Consider the following 19,309-nt stretch of genomic DNA (forward strand, 5'->3'; position numbering starts at 1 on the left):
ACTATTCACATGAATTAAACTAATCGCTGGCCTCTATTAAACTAATAGCGAGTTCGCCGTCACAAAGTGCGCAAAACAGAGTATAGCGCTTATGGGCGCAGGCCGATTTGCAGCGCCAGCGAGCGGATGATCCCCGCCGTCATGCCCCAGACAAAATAATGCTCATACCAGGATAACCACACCCGGTGGGCATTACCGTGACGATGCACATCCAGCGGGTGATAACGCCCAAGCCGCAACGCCTCGGCAAGCGGCATTTCAAACACCGCCGCCACTTCATCTTCACTGGCACGCCAGGGGAGATCCGGCGGAATAATCCCAACCACCGGCGTAACCTGAAAGCCGGTCACGCTATCCACCGGCGGCAGGACGCCAATCACTTCAACCGATTCCGGCGGGATAGCCACCTCTTCCTGCGCTTCACGCAGCGCGGCGGCGATAAGCGAGGCGTCGGTACTGTCGACCGCGCCGCCGGGAAAGGCGACCTGGCCGGCATGTTTACGCAGCATGGCTGAGCGCTGCGTCAGCAGCAGGCCCGGCTCTTTACGCCGTACAATCGGCACCAGCACCGCCGCCTGGCGCGCATTCAGGGTAGCGGCATTAAGCTGCGGTCGCATTAGCTGAAAGCGTGATAAAAAGTTATCCAGAGTTAACACCGGTTGCTCCACGAATTACCTCTCAAGTTGCCGCAGAATACGATTAACTTTATCAAAGGTTTCCTGATATTCCGCATCCTCATCGCTGTCGGCGACAATCCCGCCGCCCGCCGAGCAGTAAAGCTGACCGTCACAGGCGGTGACGGTACGGATGGTGATGCTGGTGTCCATATTGCCGCAGAGGCTGAGGTAACCGATGCTGCCGCACCAGGCATTGCGGCGGTGTGGCTCCAGCTCATCGATAATCGCCATCGCCCGCACTTTCGGCGCACCGGTAATCGACCCGCCGGGAAACGCCGCGCGCAGCAGATCGCTTGCGTGTCGTCCGGGCGGCAGCTTCGCCGTCACGGTGCTCACCAGGTGATGCACCGCCGGGAAGGGTTCCACCACGAACAGCTCCGGCACCTGCACCGAACCCGGCACCGCCACGCGACCAATATCGTTGCGCATCAGATCGACAATCATCACATTCTCGGCACGATCTTTCGGCGAGGCGGCAAGACGGGCGGCCTGCTCAGCATCCGCTTGCGGATCCGCAAGACGGGGCAGGGTGCCTTTAATCGGGCGGGTCTCAATCTCATCACCGGTCAGGCGAATAAATCGCTCCGGCGACAGGCTGAGGATCGCCCCCTGCGGCAGGCGCAAAAAGGCGCTGAACGGCGCACGGTTTTCCTGGTTAAGGCGCACAAACGCCTGCCACTCATCGCCGCTATAGTGCGCCTGGAAACGTTGCGCGAGGTTAACCTGATAGCAGTCGCCGCTGTGCAGCCACGCCTGCACCTGGCGGAACTTCTCGCCATACTCCGCGCGGCTCATATTGGCCTGCCAGGCAGAGGTTAAGCGAAACTCAGCCTGTGGCGGTGCGCTCTGGGCCTCAAGCCAGGCCAGGCGCGCATTGACATCCCCGTGGCTCAACAACGTTACGCGCTGCAGTTTGTGGTCAACAATCAGCGCCCAGTCATAGAGGCCAACCGCCATATCCGCGACGGCAATATCCTGCGCGGCCAGTGAGGGCAGTTTTTCAAAACGGCGGCCTAAATCATAACCAAACAGGCCCAGCGCGCCGCCCTGGAAAGGGAGGTCATTCGTGGGTTCAGCATGCAGACCGCACGTATCCAGCGCCTGCTGTAAGAGTTCAAGCGGATCGCCTTGCGACGCGCGTCCAGCCTGATAAGTGATATCGCCCTGCGTTGTCAGTGTGGTGAGCGGATCGGCGACTAAAATATCAAAACGGTTATGGGGATGATCGGCATGCCCCGAATGGAGCAGCATCGCCCACGGCTGCGCGCTGAGCGGTGCGAAATAGAATTCCGCAGCGTCGCGGCGCCACGGGAGCGAGAGTTGGGCAGGCGTTAACTGTTTCATGATTCCTGGCTCTTGAGCGTCTTCGCTGGCGTAGTGCACAGACGCGTGGAATAATTAGCGCCGATAATTTATCAGGAGTTGACCATGTTTGCAGGATTACCCGCCCTCAGTCACGAACAGCAGCAGAAAGCAGTCGAACGTATTCAGGAGCTTATGGCAGGCGGCATGAGCAGCGGCGAGGCCATTACCCTGGTGGCACAAGAGTTGCGCGCCAGCCATACCGGCGAGCGGATTGTGGCGCGCTTTGAAGATGAGGAAGACGAGGAGGAGTAATTAGACCGCCGCGATAATCTTAATCTCAACTTTATAACGCGGATTCATCAGCTTCGCCTGCACGGTGCAGCGCACCGGTGCATGGCCCGCCACGACCCACGCATCCCAGGCCTTATTCATCGCTGCAAAATCATCGCTATCGGCAAGAAAAATAGTGGCGTCGAGGATCCGTGACTTATCGCTGCCCTGTTTTTCGAGCACCGCGTCAATCTGCGCCAGCGTGTTAGCCGTCTGCTCAAAGGCGTCGTCATCGAGGTTTTCCGGCACGCCAGTGTAATAAAGCGTCTGGTTATGGATCACCACATCAGACCAGCGGGCTTCCGCGTCAATACGCACAATTGTCATCACCTTTTCCTTCCTGGTTACATAGATTCGCCGGGAAGAGTGCCACAAAAACCTGGCTGGCGTAAATCCGCTCACCCTGACATAATCACTGGCGATTTAACCAGGGGGTAGTGTGACGGACGATTTTGCAACAGACGGCCAGCTTGCCAAAGCGATACCGGGATTTAAACCGCGCGAACCGCAGCGCCAGATGGCTTACGCCGTGACCGAAGCGATTGAAAAAACGCAGCCGCTGGTGGTTGAGGCGGGAACCGGAACCGGTAAAACCTACGCCTACCTTGCGCCCGCATTGCGCGCCGGGAAGAAAGTGATCATCTCCACCGGTTCGAAAGCCCTGCAGGATCAACTCTACAGCCGCGATCTGCCCACCGTCTCAAAAGCGCTGGAGTACACCGGGCGCACGGCGCTGCTCAAAGGCCGTTCAAACTACCTCTGTATCGAGCGTCTCGAACAGCAAGCGATTGCCGGTGGCGATCTGCCGGTACAAACGCTGAGCGATGTCATTCTGCTGCGCTCCTGGTCTAACCAGACCAAAGATGGCGATATCAGCACCTGCGTCAGCGTGGCTGAAGATTCCGCCGCCTGGCCGCTGGTCACCAGCACCAACGATAACTGTCTGGGCAGCGACTGCCCGATGTACAAAGAGTGCTTCGTGGTGAAGGCGCGTAAAAAAGCGATGGAAGCCGACGTTGTCGTCGTCAACCACCACCTTTTTCTCGCCGACATGGTGGTGAAAGAGAGCGGTTTCGGTGAGCTGATCCCGGAGGCCGAGGTGATGATCTTCGACGAAGCGCACCAGTTGCCCGATATCGCCAGCCAATATTTTGGCCAGTCGCTCTCCAGCCGCCAGCTGCTCGATCTGGCCAAAGATTTCACCATCGCCTACCGCACCGATTTACGCGATACCGCGCAGTTGCAGAAGTGCGCCGACCGGCTGGCGCAAAGCGCGCAGGACTTCCGCCTGCAACTCGGCGAGCCGGGCTATCGCGGGAACCTGCGCGAACTGCTGGCCGATGCGCGCATTCAGCGTGCGCTGCTGCTGCTTGATGACGCCCTTGAGCTCTGTTACGACGTGGCGAAACTCTCCCTCGGGCGCTCAGCGGTGCTGGACGCCGCCTTTGAGCGCGCCACGGTTTACCGCGCCCGCCTCAAGCGGCTGAAGGAGTTCAACCAGCCCGGCTTCAGCTACTGGTATGAGTGCACCTCGCGCAACTTTACGCTGGCGCTGACGCCGCTGACCGTCGCCGATAAATTCCAGGAAGTGATGAAAGAGAAGAAGGGGAGCTGGATCTTTACCTCCGCGACCCTGTCGGTTAACGACGATCTGCATCACTTCACCGCGCGGTTAGGCATCGAGGAAGCCGAGTCGCTGCTGTTGCCGAGCCCCTTCGATTACCCGCGCCAGGCGCTGCTCTGCGTGCCGCGCAATCTGCCACAGACTAATCAGCCCGGCTCTGCGCGCCAGCTGGCAGCGATGTTAAGGCCGATGATTGAGGCCAACAACGGTCGCTGCTTTATGCTCTGTACCTCGCACGCCATGATGCGCGATCTCGCAGAACAGTTCCGTGCCACACTTAGCCTGCCGGTGCTGTTGCAGGGTGAAACCAGTAAAGGTCAACTGCTGCAACAGTTTGTTGAAGCGGGTAACGCGCTGCTGGTTGCCACCAGCAGCTTCTGGGAGGGCGTCGATGTGCGCGGCGATACGCTTTCGCTGGTAATCATCGATAAGCTGCCGTTTACCTCGCCGGACGATCCGCTGCTGAAAGCGCGGATGGAAGATTGCCGTCTGCGCGGTGGCGATCCCTTTGATGAAGTGCAGCTCCCGGATGCGGTCATTACGCTCAAGCAGGGCGTCGGTCGCCTGATCCGTGATATTGACGATCGCGGCGTGCTGGTGATTTGCGATAACCGTCTGGTGATGCGGCCCTACGGCGCGGTGTTTCTCGCCAGCCTGCCGCCGGCACCGCGCACGCGCGATATCCGCCGCGCGGTGGAGTTTCTTGCCCGGCCTGCAGCGGAGTAATTTTCCGCGAAGTGTGGTAAGATGCGCGCCATTTTGTTGAATCTGGACTGCTATACCCATGCGAATTCTGGCTATTGATACCGCCACAGAAGCCTGTTCTGTCGCCCTGTGGAATGACGGTACGACCTTCGCTCACTTCGAACTTTGCCCTCGTGAACATACACAACGCATTCTGCCGCTGGTCAGAGCTGCCCTTGCCGACGCCGACGTCAAGCTTACCGATCTCGATGCGCTGGCCTTTGGCCGCGGGCCCGGCAGCTTCACCGGCGTGCGTATCGGTATTGGTATCGCCCAGGGCCTGGCCCTCGGCGCAGAGCTGCCGATGATTGGCGTCTCGACGCTGGCGACGATGGCGCAGGGAGCCTGGCGTAAAACCGGCGCAACCCGTGTGCTGGCGGCCATTGATGCCCGCATGGGCGAAGTCTACTGGGCTGAGTATCAGCGCGATGCCGACGGCGTCTGGCACGGTGAAGAGACCGAAGCGGTGCTGAAGCCTGAGGCGGTAAGCGATCGTTTGCAGCAGCTTGATGGCAACTGGGCGATGGTTGGCACCGGCTGGGGCGCATGGCCTGAATTAGCAGCGAATAGTCCTGTTACGCTGACCGACGGCGAGATGTTGCTGCCCACGGCGGAAGATATGTTGCCCATCGCCCGCCAGCTTTTTGCCGCGCAAAAATGGGTTGCCGTTGAACAGGCGGAACCGGTTTATTTGCGTAACGAAGTGGCGTGGAAGAAACTTCCTGGCCGGGAATGAATCTCAGTAGTACTAACTGAGTTAAGGGGTCGCATGATGGCGGGTCAAAAAGGGTTTATGCAGCTGTTACTGGCAGGGCTGGTAACGGTAGCGTTGAGTGGGTGCGTGACGGTGCCCGATGCGATCAAGGGCACCAGCCCGACACCGCAGCAAGATTTAGTGCGGGTGATGAATGCGCCAACGCTCTATGTCGGTCAGGAGGGGCGTTTCGGCGGGAAAGTGATCAATGTGATCAATCAGCAGGGCAAAACCCGGCTGGAGATCGCCTCTGTCCCGCTGGATGAAGGCGCGCGCCCGGTGCTGGGCGAGCCCTCTGTCGGGCGCATCTATGCCGACATCAACGGTTTTGTTGACCCGGTCGATTTCCGTAACCAGCTGGTCACCGTGGTCGGGCCGATTACCGGCACCGAAGCGGGTAAAGTTGGCAGCGCCTCCTACACCTATATGGTAATGCAGGTGAACGGCTACAAGCGCTGGCGCTTGCAGCAGCAAATCATGATGCCGCCGCAGCCGCTCGACCCCTGGTTCTCCGGTCCGGGGGCTTATCCCTGGCGCACAGGCTACGGTCCATGGGGCTGGTATCCGCCTGAACCCGCTCGTGTACAAACGGTCGTAACAGAATAATTTCTTGTTTTGACAGGAAAAATAAACAGCGGCCCGGCCGCTGTTTTTGTTTTCTGTATTAGATGACAAAAATAATTAGTGACGCGCTTCGCAACCTTCCGTCCGGTTAATTTTCAAACTGGTACGCTGAGTTAATATAATGTTAATTTCTTGTTTATTAACTGGGGCTGCGATGACAACAAACACTCATTTTAGAGGTGATGCATTGAAAAAGGTTTGGTTAAATCGTTATCCCGCCGATGTGCCTGCGGAGATCAACCCTGACCGTTATCAATCCCTGGTTGAATTATTTGAACACTCAGCAGCCCGTTATGCCGACCAGCCGGCGTTTATCAATATGGGCGAGGTGATGACCTTCCGTAAACTGGAGGAGCGCAGCCGGGCATTTGCCGCCTACCTTCAGGAGGGGCTTGGCCTGCAAAAGGGCGATCGCGTGGCGCTGATGATGCCGAACCTGCTGCAATACCCCGTTGCGCTGTTCGGGATTTTGCGTGCCGGGATGATTGTGGTAAACGTTAACCCGCTCTACACACCCCGTGAGCTTGAGCATCAGCTTAACGACAGCGGCGCGGCGGCAATTGTGATTGTCTCCAACTTTGCCCACACGCTGGAGAAGATTGTCGACAAAACCCAGGTGCGCCACGTCATTCTGACCCGCATGGGCGATCAGCTCTCAACGGCAAAAGGGACGGTGGTCAACTTTGTCGTTAAATATATCAAACGGCTGGTGCCGAAATATCATCTGCCGGACGCCATCTCGTTTCGCCGCGCGCTGCAAAACGGCTACCGCATGCAGTATGTCAAACCGGAACTGGTGTGCGAGGATCTGGCGTTTCTGCAATACACCGGTGGCACCACCGGCGTGGCAAAAGGGGCGATGCTGACCCACCGTAATATGCTGGCTAACCTCGAACAGGTAAACGCGACTTACGGGCCGCTGCTGCATCGCGGCAAAGAGCTGGTGGTCACCGCGCTGCCGCTTTATCACATCTTTGCCTTGACCATGAACTGCCTGCTGTTTATCGAGCTGGGCGGGCAGAACCTGCTGATCACCAACCCGCGCGATATTCCGGGGCTGGTGAAAGAGCTGGGCAAATACCCCTTCACCGCTATGACCGGCGTGAACACGCTGTTTAACGCGCTGCTTAATAATGACGAGTTCAGAAAGCTCGACTTCTCATCACTGCATCTTTCCGCCGGTGGCGGGATGCCGGTGCAGCAGGCGGTGGCGGATCGTTGGGTCAAACTGACCGGGCAGTATCTGCTGGAAGGGTATGGCCTGACCGAATGCTCGCCGCTGGTGAGCGTCAACCCGCACGATATTGACTACCACAGCGGCAGTATTGGCCTGCCGGTACCGTCGACCGAAGCCAAGCTGGTGGATGACGACAATAACGAGGTCGCTCCGGGCGAACCGGGCGAGCTTTGCATTAAAGGGCCGCAGGTGATGCTTGGCTACTGGCAGCGTCCCGATTCAACGGATGAGATCCTGCGTGATGGCTGGCTGCACACCGGCGATATTGCGGTGATGGATGACGAGGGCTTCCTGCGTATTGTCGATCGCAAAAAAGATATGATTCTGGTCTCCGGTTTCAACGTCTATCCGAACGAGATCGAAGATGTGGTGATGCAGCACCCCGGTGTGCTTGAAGTGGCTGCCGTTGGCGTGCCGTCCGCGAACAGCGGCGAAGCGGTGAAGCTGTTTGTAGTGAAAAAAGAGGCTTCCGTGACGGAAGAGGCGCTGATCGCCTTCTGCCGCCGACAGCTTACAGGCTACAAGGTGCCGAAGCAGGTTGAGTTCCGCACGGAGCTGCCGAAATCGAACGTCGGAAAGATTTTGCGACGAGAATTACGTGACGAAGCGCGTGCCAAAGTGGACAATAACGCCTGAGCTATCCGTTAGCCTCCCGAACGCCGGTTAAAGCCGGCGTTTTTTATGGGCGCAAACTGAAGAGAAAATGATTTGAATTACCAGATGATAACGACGAACGATGCGCTGGCAGCCATATGTGAAGCTGCCAGTGCGTTTCCAGCCATTGCCCTTGATACGGAATTTGTCCGCACCCGCACTTACTACCCGCAACTGGGTCTGCTGCAGATGTATGACGGCGAGCGTGTCACGCTTATCGATCCGCTGACCATTACCGACTGGACGCCGTTTCGCGACCTGCTCACCAATACGGCAATCACCAAATATCTGCACGCGGGAAGCGAAGATCTGGAAGTGTTCCTCAATACGTTTGGTGTACAGCCACAGCCGATGATTGATACGCAGATCCTCGCGGCATTCTGCGGCCGTCCGATGTCATGGGGCTTTGCCTCGATGGTGGAGGAGTTTACCGGGACGGTGATTGATAAAAGCGAATCCCGCACCGACTGGCTGGCACGTCCGCTGACCGAGCGTCAGTGTGACTATGCAGCGGCAGATGTCTGGTATCTGCTGCCTATCGCCGGGAAACTGCTGGCAGAAACCGAGCAGGCGGGCAGGCTGGCTGCCGCGCTTGATGAGTGTCGCTTAATGATGCAGCGCCGCCAGGAAGTGCTGGCACCGGACGAGGCATGGCGTGAAATCACTAACGCCTGGCAGCTGCGCCCGCGCCAGCTGGCCTGTTTACAGTTGCTGGCATCGTGGCGTCTGCGCAAGGCGCGCGAGCGTGACATGGCGGTGAACTTTGTGGTGCGTGAAGAGCATCTCTGGGCCGTGGCGCGCTATATGCCGGGCAGCCTCGGCGAGCTGGATAGCCTTGGTCTCTCCGGCAGCGAAATCCGTTTTCACGGTAAAACCCTCGTGGCGCTGGTCGCGCAGGCGCAGGAGTTGCCGGAAGAGGCGCTGCCTGAACCGCTGCGTAATCTGATGGATATGCCCGGCTATCGCAAAGCGTTTAAAGCGATTAAAGCGCAGGTGCAGACCATCAGTGAAAGCGAAAATATTAGCGTTGAGCTGCTGGCTTCGCGTCGGCAGATTAATCAGTTATTAAACTGGCACTGGAAATTAAAGACGCAAAATAGCCTGCCGGAATTAATCAGCGGCTGGCGCGGTGAATTGATGGCCGATCGTCTGAACGCGTTATTAGCAGAGTATCCGCAATAAGACTGTAAATAATTACAGTGTATTTGAGCAGATAAATAAAAAGGCAGAATTTATTCTGCCTTTTTTTATTGCCCTTATTGCGAAGACTATTTCGTCTCTTCCGCTTCTGGCAACGTGACGTTCAACTCCAGAATAGAAATATCGTCCCCTTTCTGCTCCAGCTGTACGGTGACCATTTCCGGATCGATCTGCACATATTTGCAGATGACTTCCAGAATATCGCGCTTCAGCTGCGGCAAATAGTGGGGTTCAGCGTCGCTGCGGCGGCGCTCTGCAACAATAATCTGCAGGCGTTCTTTAGCGATGCTGGCGGTATTCTTTTTTCTGGAGAGAAAAAAGTCGAGTAATGCCATAACTTATCCTCCGAACAGGCGTTTGAGGAAACCTTTCTTCTCTTCTTCAATGAAGCGGAAAGGACGTTCTTCTCCCAGCAGACGTTCCACGGCATCGGCATACGCTTTACCGGCGTCAGCATTGGCATCCAGAATAACCGGCTCGCCCTGGTTGGAGGCCCGCAGTACAGACTGATCTTCCGGGATCACGCCAATCAGTTTGATGCGCAGAATTTCCAGCACATCTTCCATGCTCAACATGTCGCCACGGTTAACGCGGCCTGGGTTGTAGCGGGTGAGCAGCAGATGCTCTTTAATTGGCTCTTCACCTCTCTCCGCACGACGTGATTTGGAAGCCAGAATGCCCAGAATACGGTCAGAGTCACGCACGGACGATACTTCGGGGTTGGTGGTGATAATGGCTTCATCGGCGAAGTAGAGCGCCATCAGCGCGCCGGTTTCGATGCCAGCCGGTGAGTCGCAGACGATAAAGTCGAAGTCCATTTTTTTTAGATCTTCTAATACTTTATCAACGCCTTCATAGGTGAGGGCGTCTTTATCGCGCGTCTGCGATGCCGGGAGAATATAGAGATTTTCAGTGCGCTTATCTTTAATCAACGCCTGGTTCAGCGTTGCGTCGCCCTGGATAACGTTAACGAAATCGTACACAACGCGGCGCTCGCAGCCCATGATCAGGTCAAGGTTACGAAGGCCAATATCGAAGTCTATAACGACCGTTTTCTTGCCCTTCTGGGCTAAACCAGTAGCGATGGCCGCGCTGGAGGTGGTCTTGCCGACGCCCCCTTTACCCGAAGTAACAACAATAATGCGTGCCATAGGAGTTCCTTGTTAAAAGGGCTTAATCTAAGGGTTGAATTGTCAAAGCGTTACCTGCCAGTTGCAGACGCGCCGCTTTGCCATAAAATTCGGCCGGGATTTGGTCACTCAGCCAGTACTCACCCGCAATAGAGACCAGCTCCGGCGTCAGGTGGGTACAAAATATTTGTGCTTCATCATCACCGCTTGCACCCGCCAGCGCGCGGCCGCGCATCATGCCGTAGACGTGAATATTGCCATCGGCAATCAACTCCGCGCCTGCGCTCACGTGGCTGGTGACAATCAGGTCGCAGTTCTGCGCATAAATTCGCTGACCTGAGCGCACCGGGGTATCAATCAGCCGTGTTTTAATAGCCGGCGTGGCGACGGATACCGGTTCAGCAACGGGCTCCGGGCGCGGTTGCGCCTTCTCTTTGCCTTCCAACAGAATAGGAAAGCCAGCGCGTTCAATTTCCGCTTTCAGTTCAGCGTCTTTGCAGCCGCTAATACCGACAACATGCAGGCCGGTGGCGGCAATGCTTTTTTGCAATTGCGGCCAGTCAATCGGACCTACCAGTGCTGAGACATTCACCACCACGGGAGCATGCTGCAAAAATGCAGGAGCCTGAGCGATTTTGTCTTCTAACGCCTGACGAATAACTTCGGGTTTTGCATCATGCAAATGAACCACGGATAAGGTAAAACTACTGCCTTTAAGCTCGATGGGCGTGTTTGACATCCTGACCTTACTCATTTTGCTCTAAACACCCGAAATCGGGGTGATATTCTGAATACTACCGGGCATGTTATAGTCCCTGTTATATTCAGGCAAGTAACCACCTCCTAATTCCGAGTAAAAGTATGTTTTGTGTGATCTATCGAAGTGCCAGACGTGAACAGACCTATCTGTATGTTGAGAAAAGAGACGATTTTTCTCGTGTGCCGGAAACATTAATGCAAAGTTTCGGCCAACCGCAGTTAGCGATGATTTTACCCCTCGACGGCAGTAAAAAATTAGCTGGCGCGGATCTGGAAAAAGTAAAAACCGCGCTCAGCGAGCAGGGATATTATTTACAGCTTCCGCCGCCGCCGGAAAATTTACTTAAAGCGCATCTCGCGGCGAACACTCAGCAATAACTCTCTCTAAAGGCGGCGGATTATTCCACCGCCTTTTTTAAACCCACTACATCCCTCTCATTTTGCGATTTGACAAACCGCCGGGCGGCGCGGATAGTCATTTTTCGCTCATGTTCAACGTGTTACCGGAGAGGCAAAACATGTATCAACATCATAACTGGCAGGGCGCTCTGCTGGATTACCCGGTGAGTAAAGTGGTATGCGTCGGCAGTAACTATGCGAAGCATATAAAGGAGATGGGCAGCGCGACGCCGGAAGAGCCGGTGCTGTTTATTAAACCTGAATCCGCATTGTGTGACCTTCGCCAGCCGCTGGTGCTGCCGACTGAGCTTGGCTCGGTGCATCATGAAATTGAACTGGCGGTGCTAATTGGTGCAACGCTGCGCCGTGCGACCGAAGATCATGTTCAACAAGCGATAGCGGGCTACGGCGTGGCGCTGGATCTGACCGCGCGCGACCTGCAAAGCAAACTGAAGAAAGCAGGGCAGCCGTGGGAGAAAGCGAAAGGGTTTGATAACGCTTGTCCCATCTCGGGTTTTATCCCCGCCGCTCAGTTTGAGGGCGATCCGCAGAACAGCGCGCTGGAGTTGAAAATTAACGGCGAGATTCGCCAGCAGGGCAGCACTTCTGACATGATTCATAAAATCGTGCCGCTGATTGCCTATATGAGTAAATTTTTCACGTTGAAAGCGGGGGATGTGATCCTCACCGGTACGCCGGAAGGCGTCGGCCCGCTTAGCAGCGGTGATGAACTCGAGCTGCGCCTCAACGAACACTCTCTCTCGACCCGCGTGCTTTAATGCTTTTGCCGCTCATTCGGGCGGCAAAACTTGCATCCCTCTGCCAGAGTGGTTATAAGGTGCACCCTGGTTACCAACGGCGGATTTTATCATGAGCGACACTCCTTTCTGGCAAAGCAAAACTCTCGACCAAATGACGGACGCAGAGTGGGAATCGCTCTGTGACGGCTGCGGGCAGTGTTGCCTGCACAAACTGATGGATGAAGATACTGACGAGATCTACTTCACCAACGTTGCCTGCCGCCAGTTAAATATCAAAACCTGCCAGTGCCGTAACTACGAGCGCCGTTTCGAATATGAACCGGACTGCATCAAGCTGACCCGTGAGAATCTGCCGACCTTCGAATGGTTGCCGCCAAGCTGTGCGTACCGCTTGCTGGCTGAGGGGAAAAATTTGCCGGTCTGGCACCCGCTGCGTACCGGGTCAAAAGCGGCGATGCACGCTGAGCGGATTTCCGTTCGCCACATTGCGGTGAAAGAGTCTGAAGTGCGTGACTGGCAAGCCCATATCCTGAACAAGCCTGATTGGGCGGATTGAGGCGTTGATATGAAAGAGGTTTTATCTTACTGATTTTGTGCCTGGGGCATGTGTGGGACATTTCCTCCAAAGTGCGCATTCAAAATATCCATCTGGTTTCGGTTATTATCGGTCATCAATTTACCGTAAACGTTGTAAACCATCTGTGCAGATGTGTGGCCCATTTGTGTAGCTATGAAGTTGGGGTTGGCTCCAGCACTTAACGCCCAGCATGCAAAAGTGTGCCGCGACTCATATGCTCGTCGATGACGAATGCCGGCGCGCTTCAGAACTTCGTTCCATGTGGCTCCAAATGACCCGGGAGCGTACCAGTCACCACCCTTACCGTTCCTTGCTGTGAGTCTCGGTACAAAAACAAAAGTGCATGCATCAATACGAGTTCTGCCAAACTCTCTGAGATGCACCTCTATCTGATGTTGCTTACCCATCCTTGTATAAGCCATCTGGCATTTGAGGGCTTGTATCGCTGCGTCAGTGAGCGTTATCACACGGTTACCACACTCTGTCTTGGGAGGCGTGAAGTGCCCCTTCAAAGCAATGTTACGACTAACGGTGATAGTCCAGTTTCTCAGGTCTATGTCTTCCCACGCCAGCGCGCTGATCTCACCATGTCGTAAACCGGTGTTAATTGCCAGAATCCACAGATTCCTTATCTGTTCTGATGGGCAAGCATCGAGAAGGCGGTAGTATTCATCCCTGGAAAGAGGATCAGGCTCTGATTTGCTCTTCCTGAGTGGATCGATACCTTCAAATGGATTTTTATCGATGTATCCATTTTGCTTTGCGAACGAGAACATGCCACCAAGACAGTTGAGATACACATTGACGGTTCTCACTGTTCTTCCCTTTTTGGGTTTGCAGTGCTCGCGATGCTTGGCGGGCATTTGATATCCAGTCAAAAGCTCCTTCCTGATCAACAAAATGTGTTCGTTAGAAATGCCAGAAACTTTCTTTTCTCTCCCCAAAATATCAACACAAATCTTGATGTAAGACTTGTAGCGGCTAAATGCGTTGAGTGTTATCTCCATCCTTTTAAGTTCAAGCCAGCGATCGGCTATTTCACCCAGGGTTGCGCCAGGGCGAAGTAAACTGAACCGAGAGAGGTTTGGAGACTGCGGGAACTGCTCTGCATAGTTGAATGTCCCTGTTTTGACTGCATAACAAATTGACGTTCTGAGCTCGCCAGCCATCTTTCTGTTTTTAGGGGTATCGGGTACGCCAAGATTTTCACGTACCCTTACACCCTGGTAGATAAACCACAGGCGCAGTGTGCCCCCGTGGTTCTCGACCCCGGTTGGATATTTAGACATGCTTCTTCCTCTGTTATGAAAGAGGGGCTATTTAAGCAGATTTTTGACGGGGGATCGCCGGGCGCTGACGTTCCACCCAGTTATCGACTTCGTGGCGGTTGTAGAGAATAGGGGAGTTGTCCTTCGGCTGGCAGTCTCCGGAGTAATGCCGGTACTCGCGGCCTTCCATCCAGGACTTTTCCCGCGCGGACTTGATAGCGTTTTTGGTCAGGCCAGTGATCGCCATCAGCACTTCTTCCGATACCCATTTATTGGGCACCAGTTGGATCGCTTCACTCATGGTTTACTCCAGGCAAAAAGAAGCCGCCCGCAGGCGGCAAACATTAAGGGATGATAGATAGGTCTTATCGGTGCTTAACACCCATCAGGCGACTCAGGGAATCGCCTGTAAGTTGCTACCGAGTGGTAATCAAAAAGCCGGACTCGGCGGCTTTGTTGAACAGAGGTGGTGGTTAAACCCAGTTGTGTTTTATCGCTTCATGCAGAGTGTCTGTATCTCCGGCAACAATATTCCATGCTTTGTTATAAACAGCCCTGTTTTGAACCTCACAACCCTCCGTTTGGCAGATAACATCGTGATGGCCATCAGCACCTTTTGATGGTGGAGTGCTAATGCAAACATCCAGTAGCATCTCTTTAGGCTGAACGCCGCAGAACGGACAAGGGATTATCGAATCAATGCTCATATCATCTCCTGGGGTTGGGTGAAATATGAGCATATCAGTAAGACAGCGCAAAGGAAGGGTTATGATTATTAATAAACGTTATATTTCAACATGTTCTTGACGGTATCGTCATTAGAACTTCTCGCTGAATCATGGTGCGCAGCTCAGTTGTCATCATCCACCCACCAGTCATAATCGTCATCATCCTGCGAAAGATTGAATAAAGGATTTGTGGCCGCCAGCATCTCCGCAGCCGCTCCCTTGCGCTGAAGTCGGCGCAGTGCTTCGTAAAGCTCGAAAGCTTCGGTGCGCTCATCGCCAATATCGAGAGAGCATGCGACGCGGTGCGCGGCGACAACGATCACCTCTAACTGGTTACGGATGTCCTGAATAGTTTCCATTCACACCTCCTCCTCAGGCGCTGCCGGGGCGTTGAACAGCGGAGTTATGTTTCTCTCCAGGTCAGTAATAACGCTCCATATCTGAACCGACTCAACACCTTTTTTTGCCAGGTCACGATAGCTATCGGCATAAACCAGCACTGGGTTTGGCACTGACCCGCTGCCCAGCAACTCAAGCAGCATGTTTGCCATTGCCGCAGCATCACCGCACTGCACATGGTCGGTATCGGCGATGACGCGTAATTCGCCGCGGGTCATTTTTGGTTTCATCGTTAAAAGCCTCTCTGCTTGCGCTTCAGTTCGATAATCCCCTGGCACTCGGCGCACATCTGGCAGCCGGGCATCGCCGCGCGCCGCAGATCAGGAATAGGATCGCCGCACTCCTCGCAATGCTCAGCCGATACCGCATTGCGGTCGACGCGGTGAGCGGAAAGTGCAGCGTTACGCTGAAGCTCTTCAATCTCTGATGCACTGTCGATGATGTCGGCCATAATCACTGCTCCCGGAACTGTTGGTTAATACGTTTGAAGGTGAACGCCAGCAATAAAAAAGGAGCCTTAAGCTCCTGGGTGATTAGTGCCTTCATGCGGTACGCTCCAGTTCTGCGAGCCCACCGCGCACCGCATCAATGATGCGTTCGAGGTATTGGTATTTGTGGTTTGGTACAGAGGGCCAGTTCGCATACCAGGGGTCATCACCCAACAGCCCAAGCAATTTGTCTCCAACGAGCCGATCGCAGCAGTTCGCTTTCACGTCATCTGCATCCTCAGCCTCGTCCCACATTTCGCGGGCTTCTTCTGCTGCGATTTCCTTCTCCCGGCGTAGTTTGATGATTTGTGACTTAACGAAGAGACGGTTTGCGTCATTGTCATCATCGACAGTGCTTTGCAGTTGCGGGTCGAAGTAGCCAATCAGATAGTCATTGCTTACGCGTTTAATGAACTCCTGAACTATATCGCCAAGCAGGACATCAACAACAAATATTCCGTCATTCACGCATCGAGCTAAGGATAAATCATGGCACTGGTAGAAATCGTGGCAACCAACCTGCACGCCGGTGCCGACCTCCGCAAACTGGAGGTTGGCTCGGTGGTAGATGTTGACGACGCAACGGCTGAGCGCTGGTTAAAGACCGGCAAGGCGAAGAAGACTGACCAAAAGAAAGGCGAAAAGCAGCCTGTCAGCAGCATTGACCTTTACGGTTTGTACTCGATCGCCGAAAGCCTGCCTGATGAACGTCTGGGTTACTTCGACTACACGTTCGATGATGAGAATGATTCGTTGGGCGACCGCGTACAGGCTATCTGTAATGCAGCGTCGGTTGTGCCGTACTGGGATGACGGCGTGCTGACCTTCACGCGCGACCAGAAAGTTAACTATCCGGCGGCAGTATTCAACCGGGCCAATATGAAGACGGACGAGTACAAAATGACGTACGAAGCCACTCTTCCTGGCGGATATGACGGGGTGCAGGTGTCGTATGTTCACCCGAAAACTAACAACAAGACCTACATCAACTATCGCGTGTTAAACGGCGCTATCCTAGAGCAGGAAGCTGAGAATCCGAACAAAATGGAGATCGTCGGATTTCGTAATGAATATCAGGCCAGAGAGCGCGCACTACGCGAGACCAAGCGTCTGATTTATTCGCGTGTTCGCATGAATGCCCGGGTGTTCGAGGACGGCATTATACAGGTGGGCAGTGTCATTCAGATGCCGGACATCTACGACAGCAACCAGCATCAGGGTTACATAACAGGGCGCGCCGGAAATAATTTTGATACCAGCGAGTCAATCACTTTTACCGGCACGATGTATGTGATGGTTACTGACAGCCTGGGAAATCCTACGCAGCGTTATCCTGCGACTGCGCGCAGTGAAACGAAATACGGATTTACGGCCGCAATACCAAATATTGAACTCAATATCTGGAATGGCGACACGGTGCAGCTGCCATCGCGCTATTTGATCGCAACCGTCGAAGAGCTGGACAGCCAGTTATGGAAGGTGGGGACTATAAAGCCTAATTCAGACAACACGGTTTCTCTGTCTGTCGCAGAGTATAGCGAAGCTATCTACTCATAAGACCTGTCCAATTCAACTACACCCGGCCGGTGCGCCGGGTTTTATATGGAAAAAATATGGCTACCACACCGACTAATATGCCCGTCCCGAGCGAGTCCCCGCGTGATCTGAAATTCAATGCGGGTAAGATCGATGAGTTCGTTACTTCCCTGGTTCACCAGTATATCGACCGTTTCGGTAATGCTCACTACACCATTGAGGGAATTCGCTGGCTCGCTCAGCAGGCAATAGCGCAGTATGGATGGATTCCGGTTGGTACATTCCAGGCCGGAGCGACACTGACACTGCCAAACCAGATTCTGAAGGACGAAACAGATGGTGAGTACTATCGGTGGGATGGCGTGCTCACTAAAACAGTAGCTGCTGGATCAACGCCTGGCTCAACTGGCGGTGTTGGTGTTGATGCATGGATATCCGTAGGTGATTCGGCTTTGAGGGCGATGCTTGCATCAGCTGCAGGCGCATCCATGGTTGGTGCTAGTTCAGGGCTCACAGTCCAGGAAGAGATCGAGAGATTAGATGGCAAAATATATTCACCGGAAGATTTTGGTTGCGATATTGCAGCTGCAGATAACTCCGCGTCTGTCATTTCTGCTCTGACGTCTGGTAAAAATGTTCACTGGAACCCGGCGAAAACTTATAAGGTGACCGGAATTATTACAGCCAGCCAGAATGTGTGGAATCTCCACACGGGTGTAATGAGCCTTAACACTTCGCGTTATTCGCTGGGCGTCGTGAAGGTGTCTTTCTCCGATAAAGTGCAGGACGATGCAAAACTGCGGATCATGTATGTTGAATCGGCTTACGACCTCTGTGAACTGGCATTCATAAAATCTCTCGGCATCAATACCATCAAGCACTATGGTAACTTCAGCCACCCTAACACGGTTGAAAATGATGGTGACGGCACCGTACAGAAGGTGCTTGATAATGCACGGGCAATTGGCTTACGCGTTATAGTCAGTACTGAAGTCGGTGCTCCGGGAATGACAACCGAGCAGTTCCTGAGTGCTTACCGATATCACCCTGCACTCCTTGGGTGGGCGACTTATGACGAGGCAATGAGCCGTAACATAAGTTACGCGCAACAAAAAACGCGTTATGACCTAATCAGGCAGTACTCGAATAAGCCCGTTGTGATAGTTGATGCATGGTATGGTGCTGATGTTATATCTGATTTGTTACTCGATTATTATGACATCGTTTTAGCTGATCCATATGCGGAGCGGCAAAGTTCTGGAACCATTTCAGAAAGGGTCGCCAATGATTTGAACCGTATGCGCCGTAGCTTTGCGGGTATGCAGGCCCACAGCCGAAACAAAAAGGTAATTCCTGTTTTAGGTACCTTTACCTCTTCTTCGGGCGCAGGGACGGACGATGTTACACAAATCTTACGGGGGGCTGAGGTTTTCCGTAACGCCGGAAATGGTGAGTTTGCTGTCTTTGTCTGGGATGGGGCTGGTGATCCAACGATAACCGGAGGTATTCGCTCCAACGAAACATTCCGATCTTTTGTTGCGGCGACCTCTGAGAAGAAGTACCCGGTACCGTACATAACAGAATCTATTCTGGTAGGCGGAAACTCAGTTACTGGGCACAAGTCGCTTAATAATATTATCGACAGGATGATGAGGGGAGACTCTTCGAGTTCTGATGCATTTCAAGGTCAGAAAGCGTATCCAGTGCAGGTAATTAGCGGATCTTCGAACAGAGATAGGGTTACAGCTACTGCCGGTTGGAATAAGTCAGGCATAGGCTTTAAAGGCACCCTAGCGATGATCGTCACAAATATACCTTTCAGAAATAATTTGCTGATATTTGGTGAGTACAGCGCTATTACTCCAGACATTGCAAACGTGAATGGGAACTTTACAATCTTCGGCTCTTACGATGGTGGGTATACGACCATTCAGCGTGGCGATCAGGCCGTCTCAGGTACATCTGCACTAATTGAGCAGTACCTCACAACGCCAAATAGCAATGAAAGGTTGTGCATCAGGACATCCGCAGTTATAGATTCAAACCAATACAGAAGGTTTTTTAGGGGTTTAATCGCATCAACAGATTGGTAAAGTAAAGGCCGCTATATGCGGC

At 54.0% G+C, this 19,309-nt stretch carries 24 protein-coding genes; 11 read left to right on the forward strand and 13 right to left on the reverse strand.

The annotated features are described in order from the left end of the window. Positions 1–89: 89 nt before the first annotated feature. Both IAE48_RS05615 and pabB read right to left on the reverse strand, forming a co-directional pair. A complete protein-coding gene (locus IAE48_RS05615) occupies positions 90–668 on the reverse strand; it encodes a CoA pyrophosphatase (protein WP_042714448.1) in 579 nt (192 codons plus the stop codon). A 3-nt stretch (positions 669–671) separates the two neighbouring features. Next, the gene (gene pabB / locus IAE48_RS05620) at positions 672–2,021 is read right to left on the reverse strand and encodes an aminodeoxychorismate synthase component 1 (RefSeq protein ID WP_200133741.1); all 1,350 of its coding nucleotides are present in this window, start codon (positions 2,019–2,021) and stop codon (positions 672–674) included. A gap of 84 nt (positions 2,022–2,105) precedes the next feature. Here pabB and IAE48_RS05625 point away from each other — a divergent pair, with 84 nt between their 5' ends. Continuing rightward, positions 2,106–2,294 (forward strand): YoaH family protein, encoded by a 189-nt coding sequence (locus IAE48_RS05625; RefSeq protein ID WP_023480153.1) that lies wholly within the window; start codon positions 2,106–2,108, stop codon positions 2,292–2,294. On the opposite strand, the gene IAE48_RS05630 is transcribed toward IAE48_RS05625, so the two are convergent. Then, entirely contained in the window at positions 2,295–2,639 is a 345-nt protein-coding gene (locus IAE48_RS05630; RefSeq protein WP_200133742.1) for a RidA family protein, read from the reverse strand. Between the two features lie 112 nt (positions 2,640–2,751). Between IAE48_RS05630 and IAE48_RS05635 the strand changes: the two genes are divergently transcribed. The 5 genes from IAE48_RS05635 (at position 2,752) to rnd (ending at position 9,131) form a co-directional block, all read left to right on the forward strand. After that, positions 2,752–4,662, forward strand: coding sequence for an ATP-dependent DNA helicase (locus IAE48_RS05635; RefSeq protein ID WP_076770012.1), 1,911 nt, complete (start codon positions 2,752–2,754; stop codon positions 4,660–4,662). Positions 4,663–4,720: 58 nt separating this feature from the next. Continuing rightward, on the forward strand, positions 4,721–5,416 hold the full coding sequence (tsaB, locus tag IAE48_RS05640; protein WP_200133743.1) for a tRNA (adenosine(37)-N6)-threonylcarbamoyltransferase complex dimerization subunit type 1 TsaB: 696 nt from the start codon (positions 4,721–4,723) through the stop codon (positions 5,414–5,416). Positions 5,417–5,452: 36 nt separating this feature from the next. Beyond that, positions 5,453–6,040, forward strand: a complete 588-nt coding sequence (locus IAE48_RS05645; RefSeq protein WP_023480101.1) for a Slp family lipoprotein — start codon at positions 5,453–5,455, stop codon at positions 6,038–6,040. A 205-nt stretch (positions 6,041–6,245) separates the two neighbouring features. After that, positions 6,246–7,931, forward strand: a complete 1,686-nt coding sequence (gene fadD / locus IAE48_RS05650) for a long-chain-fatty-acid--CoA ligase FadD (protein ID WP_200133744.1) — start codon at positions 6,246–6,248, stop codon at positions 7,929–7,931. Between the two features lie 72 nt (positions 7,932–8,003). After that, positions 8,004–9,131 carry a ribonuclease D gene (rnd, locus tag IAE48_RS05655; RefSeq protein ID WP_094192962.1) on the forward strand — a complete coding sequence of 376 codons (1,128 nt, stop codon included), beginning with the start codon at positions 8,004–8,006 and terminating at the stop codon, positions 9,129–9,131. A gap of 86 nt (positions 9,132–9,217) precedes the next feature. Here rnd and minE read toward each other — a convergent pair whose 3' ends face one another. The 3 genes from minE to minC are packed head-to-tail and all read right to left on the reverse strand — an operon-like array spanning position 9,218 to position 11,018. Continuing rightward, positions 9,218–9,484: a cell division topological specificity factor MinE gene (gene minE, locus IAE48_RS05660; protein ID WP_004384978.1), complete on the reverse strand. Its 267-nt coding sequence runs from the start codon at positions 9,482–9,484 to the stop codon at positions 9,218–9,220. 3 nt (positions 9,485–9,487) lie between these two features. Then, on the reverse strand, positions 9,488–10,300 hold the full coding sequence (gene minD, locus IAE48_RS05665) for a septum site-determining protein MinD (protein WP_042712035.1): 813 nt from the start codon (positions 10,298–10,300) through the stop codon (positions 9,488–9,490). A gap of 22 nt (positions 10,301–10,322) precedes the next feature. Next, positions 10,323–11,018, reverse strand: coding sequence for a septum site-determining protein MinC (minC, locus tag IAE48_RS05670; protein WP_200133745.1), 696 nt, complete (start codon positions 11,016–11,018; stop codon positions 10,323–10,325). 122 nt (positions 11,019–11,140) lie between these two features. Between minC and IAE48_RS05675 the strand changes: the two genes are divergently transcribed. The 3 genes from IAE48_RS05675 (at position 11,141) to IAE48_RS05685 (ending at position 12,754) form a co-directional block, all read left to right on the forward strand. Next, positions 11,141–11,416, forward strand: a complete 276-nt coding sequence (locus IAE48_RS05675) for a YcgL domain-containing protein (RefSeq protein ID WP_094419653.1) — start codon at positions 11,141–11,143, stop codon at positions 11,414–11,416. 140 nt (positions 11,417–11,556) lie between these two features. Continuing rightward, positions 11,557–12,216, forward strand: a complete 660-nt coding sequence (locus IAE48_RS05680) for a fumarylacetoacetate hydrolase family protein (protein WP_200133746.1) — start codon at positions 11,557–11,559, stop codon at positions 12,214–12,216. 91 nt (positions 12,217–12,307) lie between these two features. Then, the gene (locus tag IAE48_RS05685) at positions 12,308–12,754 is read left to right on the forward strand and encodes a YcgN family cysteine cluster protein (protein WP_023480182.1); all 447 of its coding nucleotides are present in this window, start codon (positions 12,308–12,310) and stop codon (positions 12,752–12,754) included. A gap of 26 nt (positions 12,755–12,780) precedes the next feature. Here IAE48_RS05685 and IAE48_RS05690 read toward each other — a convergent pair whose 3' ends face one another. The 7 genes from IAE48_RS05690 to IAE48_RS05720 all read right to left on the reverse strand — a co-directional run bounded on the left by IAE48_RS05690 (position 12,781) and on the right by IAE48_RS05720 (position 16,126). Continuing rightward, complete coding sequence (locus tag IAE48_RS05690; RefSeq protein WP_200133747.1) at positions 12,781–14,064, reverse strand: site-specific integrase; 1,284 nt, start codon at positions 14,062–14,064, stop codon at positions 12,781–12,783. A gap of 31 nt (positions 14,065–14,095) precedes the next feature. Further along, on the reverse strand, positions 14,096–14,344 hold the full coding sequence (locus IAE48_RS05695; protein ID WP_054803809.1) for an excisionase family protein: 249 nt from the start codon (positions 14,342–14,344) through the stop codon (positions 14,096–14,098). Between the two features lie 172 nt (positions 14,345–14,516). Beyond that, positions 14,517–14,750 (reverse strand): hypothetical protein, encoded by a 234-nt coding sequence (locus tag IAE48_RS05700; protein WP_200133748.1) that lies wholly within the window; start codon positions 14,748–14,750, stop codon positions 14,517–14,519. A gap of 143 nt (positions 14,751–14,893) precedes the next feature. Next, the gene (locus tag IAE48_RS05705; RefSeq protein WP_200133749.1) at positions 14,894–15,130 is read right to left on the reverse strand and encodes a hypothetical protein; all 237 of its coding nucleotides are present in this window, start codon (positions 15,128–15,130) and stop codon (positions 14,894–14,896) included. Then, on the reverse strand, positions 15,131–15,400 hold the full coding sequence (locus IAE48_RS24045; protein ID WP_232045418.1) for a hypothetical protein: 270 nt from the start codon (positions 15,398–15,400) through the stop codon (positions 15,131–15,133). 2 nt (positions 15,401–15,402) lie between these two features. After that, entirely contained in the window at positions 15,403–15,621 is a 219-nt protein-coding gene (locus IAE48_RS05715; protein WP_200133750.1) for a TraR/DksA family transcriptional regulator, read from the reverse strand. Positions 15,622–15,712: 91 nt separating this feature from the next. Beyond that, positions 15,713–16,126: a hypothetical protein gene (locus IAE48_RS05720; RefSeq protein WP_232045419.1), complete on the reverse strand. Its 414-nt coding sequence runs from the start codon at positions 16,124–16,126 to the stop codon at positions 15,713–15,715. Positions 16,127–16,147: 21 nt separating this feature from the next. On the opposite strand from IAE48_RS05720, the gene IAE48_RS05725 reads away from it, so the two are divergent. Together IAE48_RS05725 and IAE48_RS05730 are read left to right on the forward strand one after the other, a co-directional pair. Next, positions 16,148–17,215, forward strand: coding sequence for a host specificity factor TipJ family phage tail protein (locus tag IAE48_RS05725; protein ID WP_255564386.1), 1,068 nt, complete (start codon positions 16,148–16,150; stop codon positions 17,213–17,215). A 56-nt stretch (positions 17,216–17,271) separates the two neighbouring features. After that, entirely contained in the window at positions 17,272–19,287 is a 2,016-nt protein-coding gene (locus tag IAE48_RS05730; RefSeq protein ID WP_200133751.1) for a hypothetical protein, read from the forward strand. Positions 19,288–19,309: the final 22 nt, after the last annotated feature.

Origin of the sequence: Kosakonia sp. S57 (assembly GCF_016516575.1) — a bacterium.
GTDB classification, from domain to species: Bacteria; Pseudomonadota; Gammaproteobacteria; order Enterobacterales; family Enterobacteriaceae; genus Kosakonia; species Kosakonia cowanii.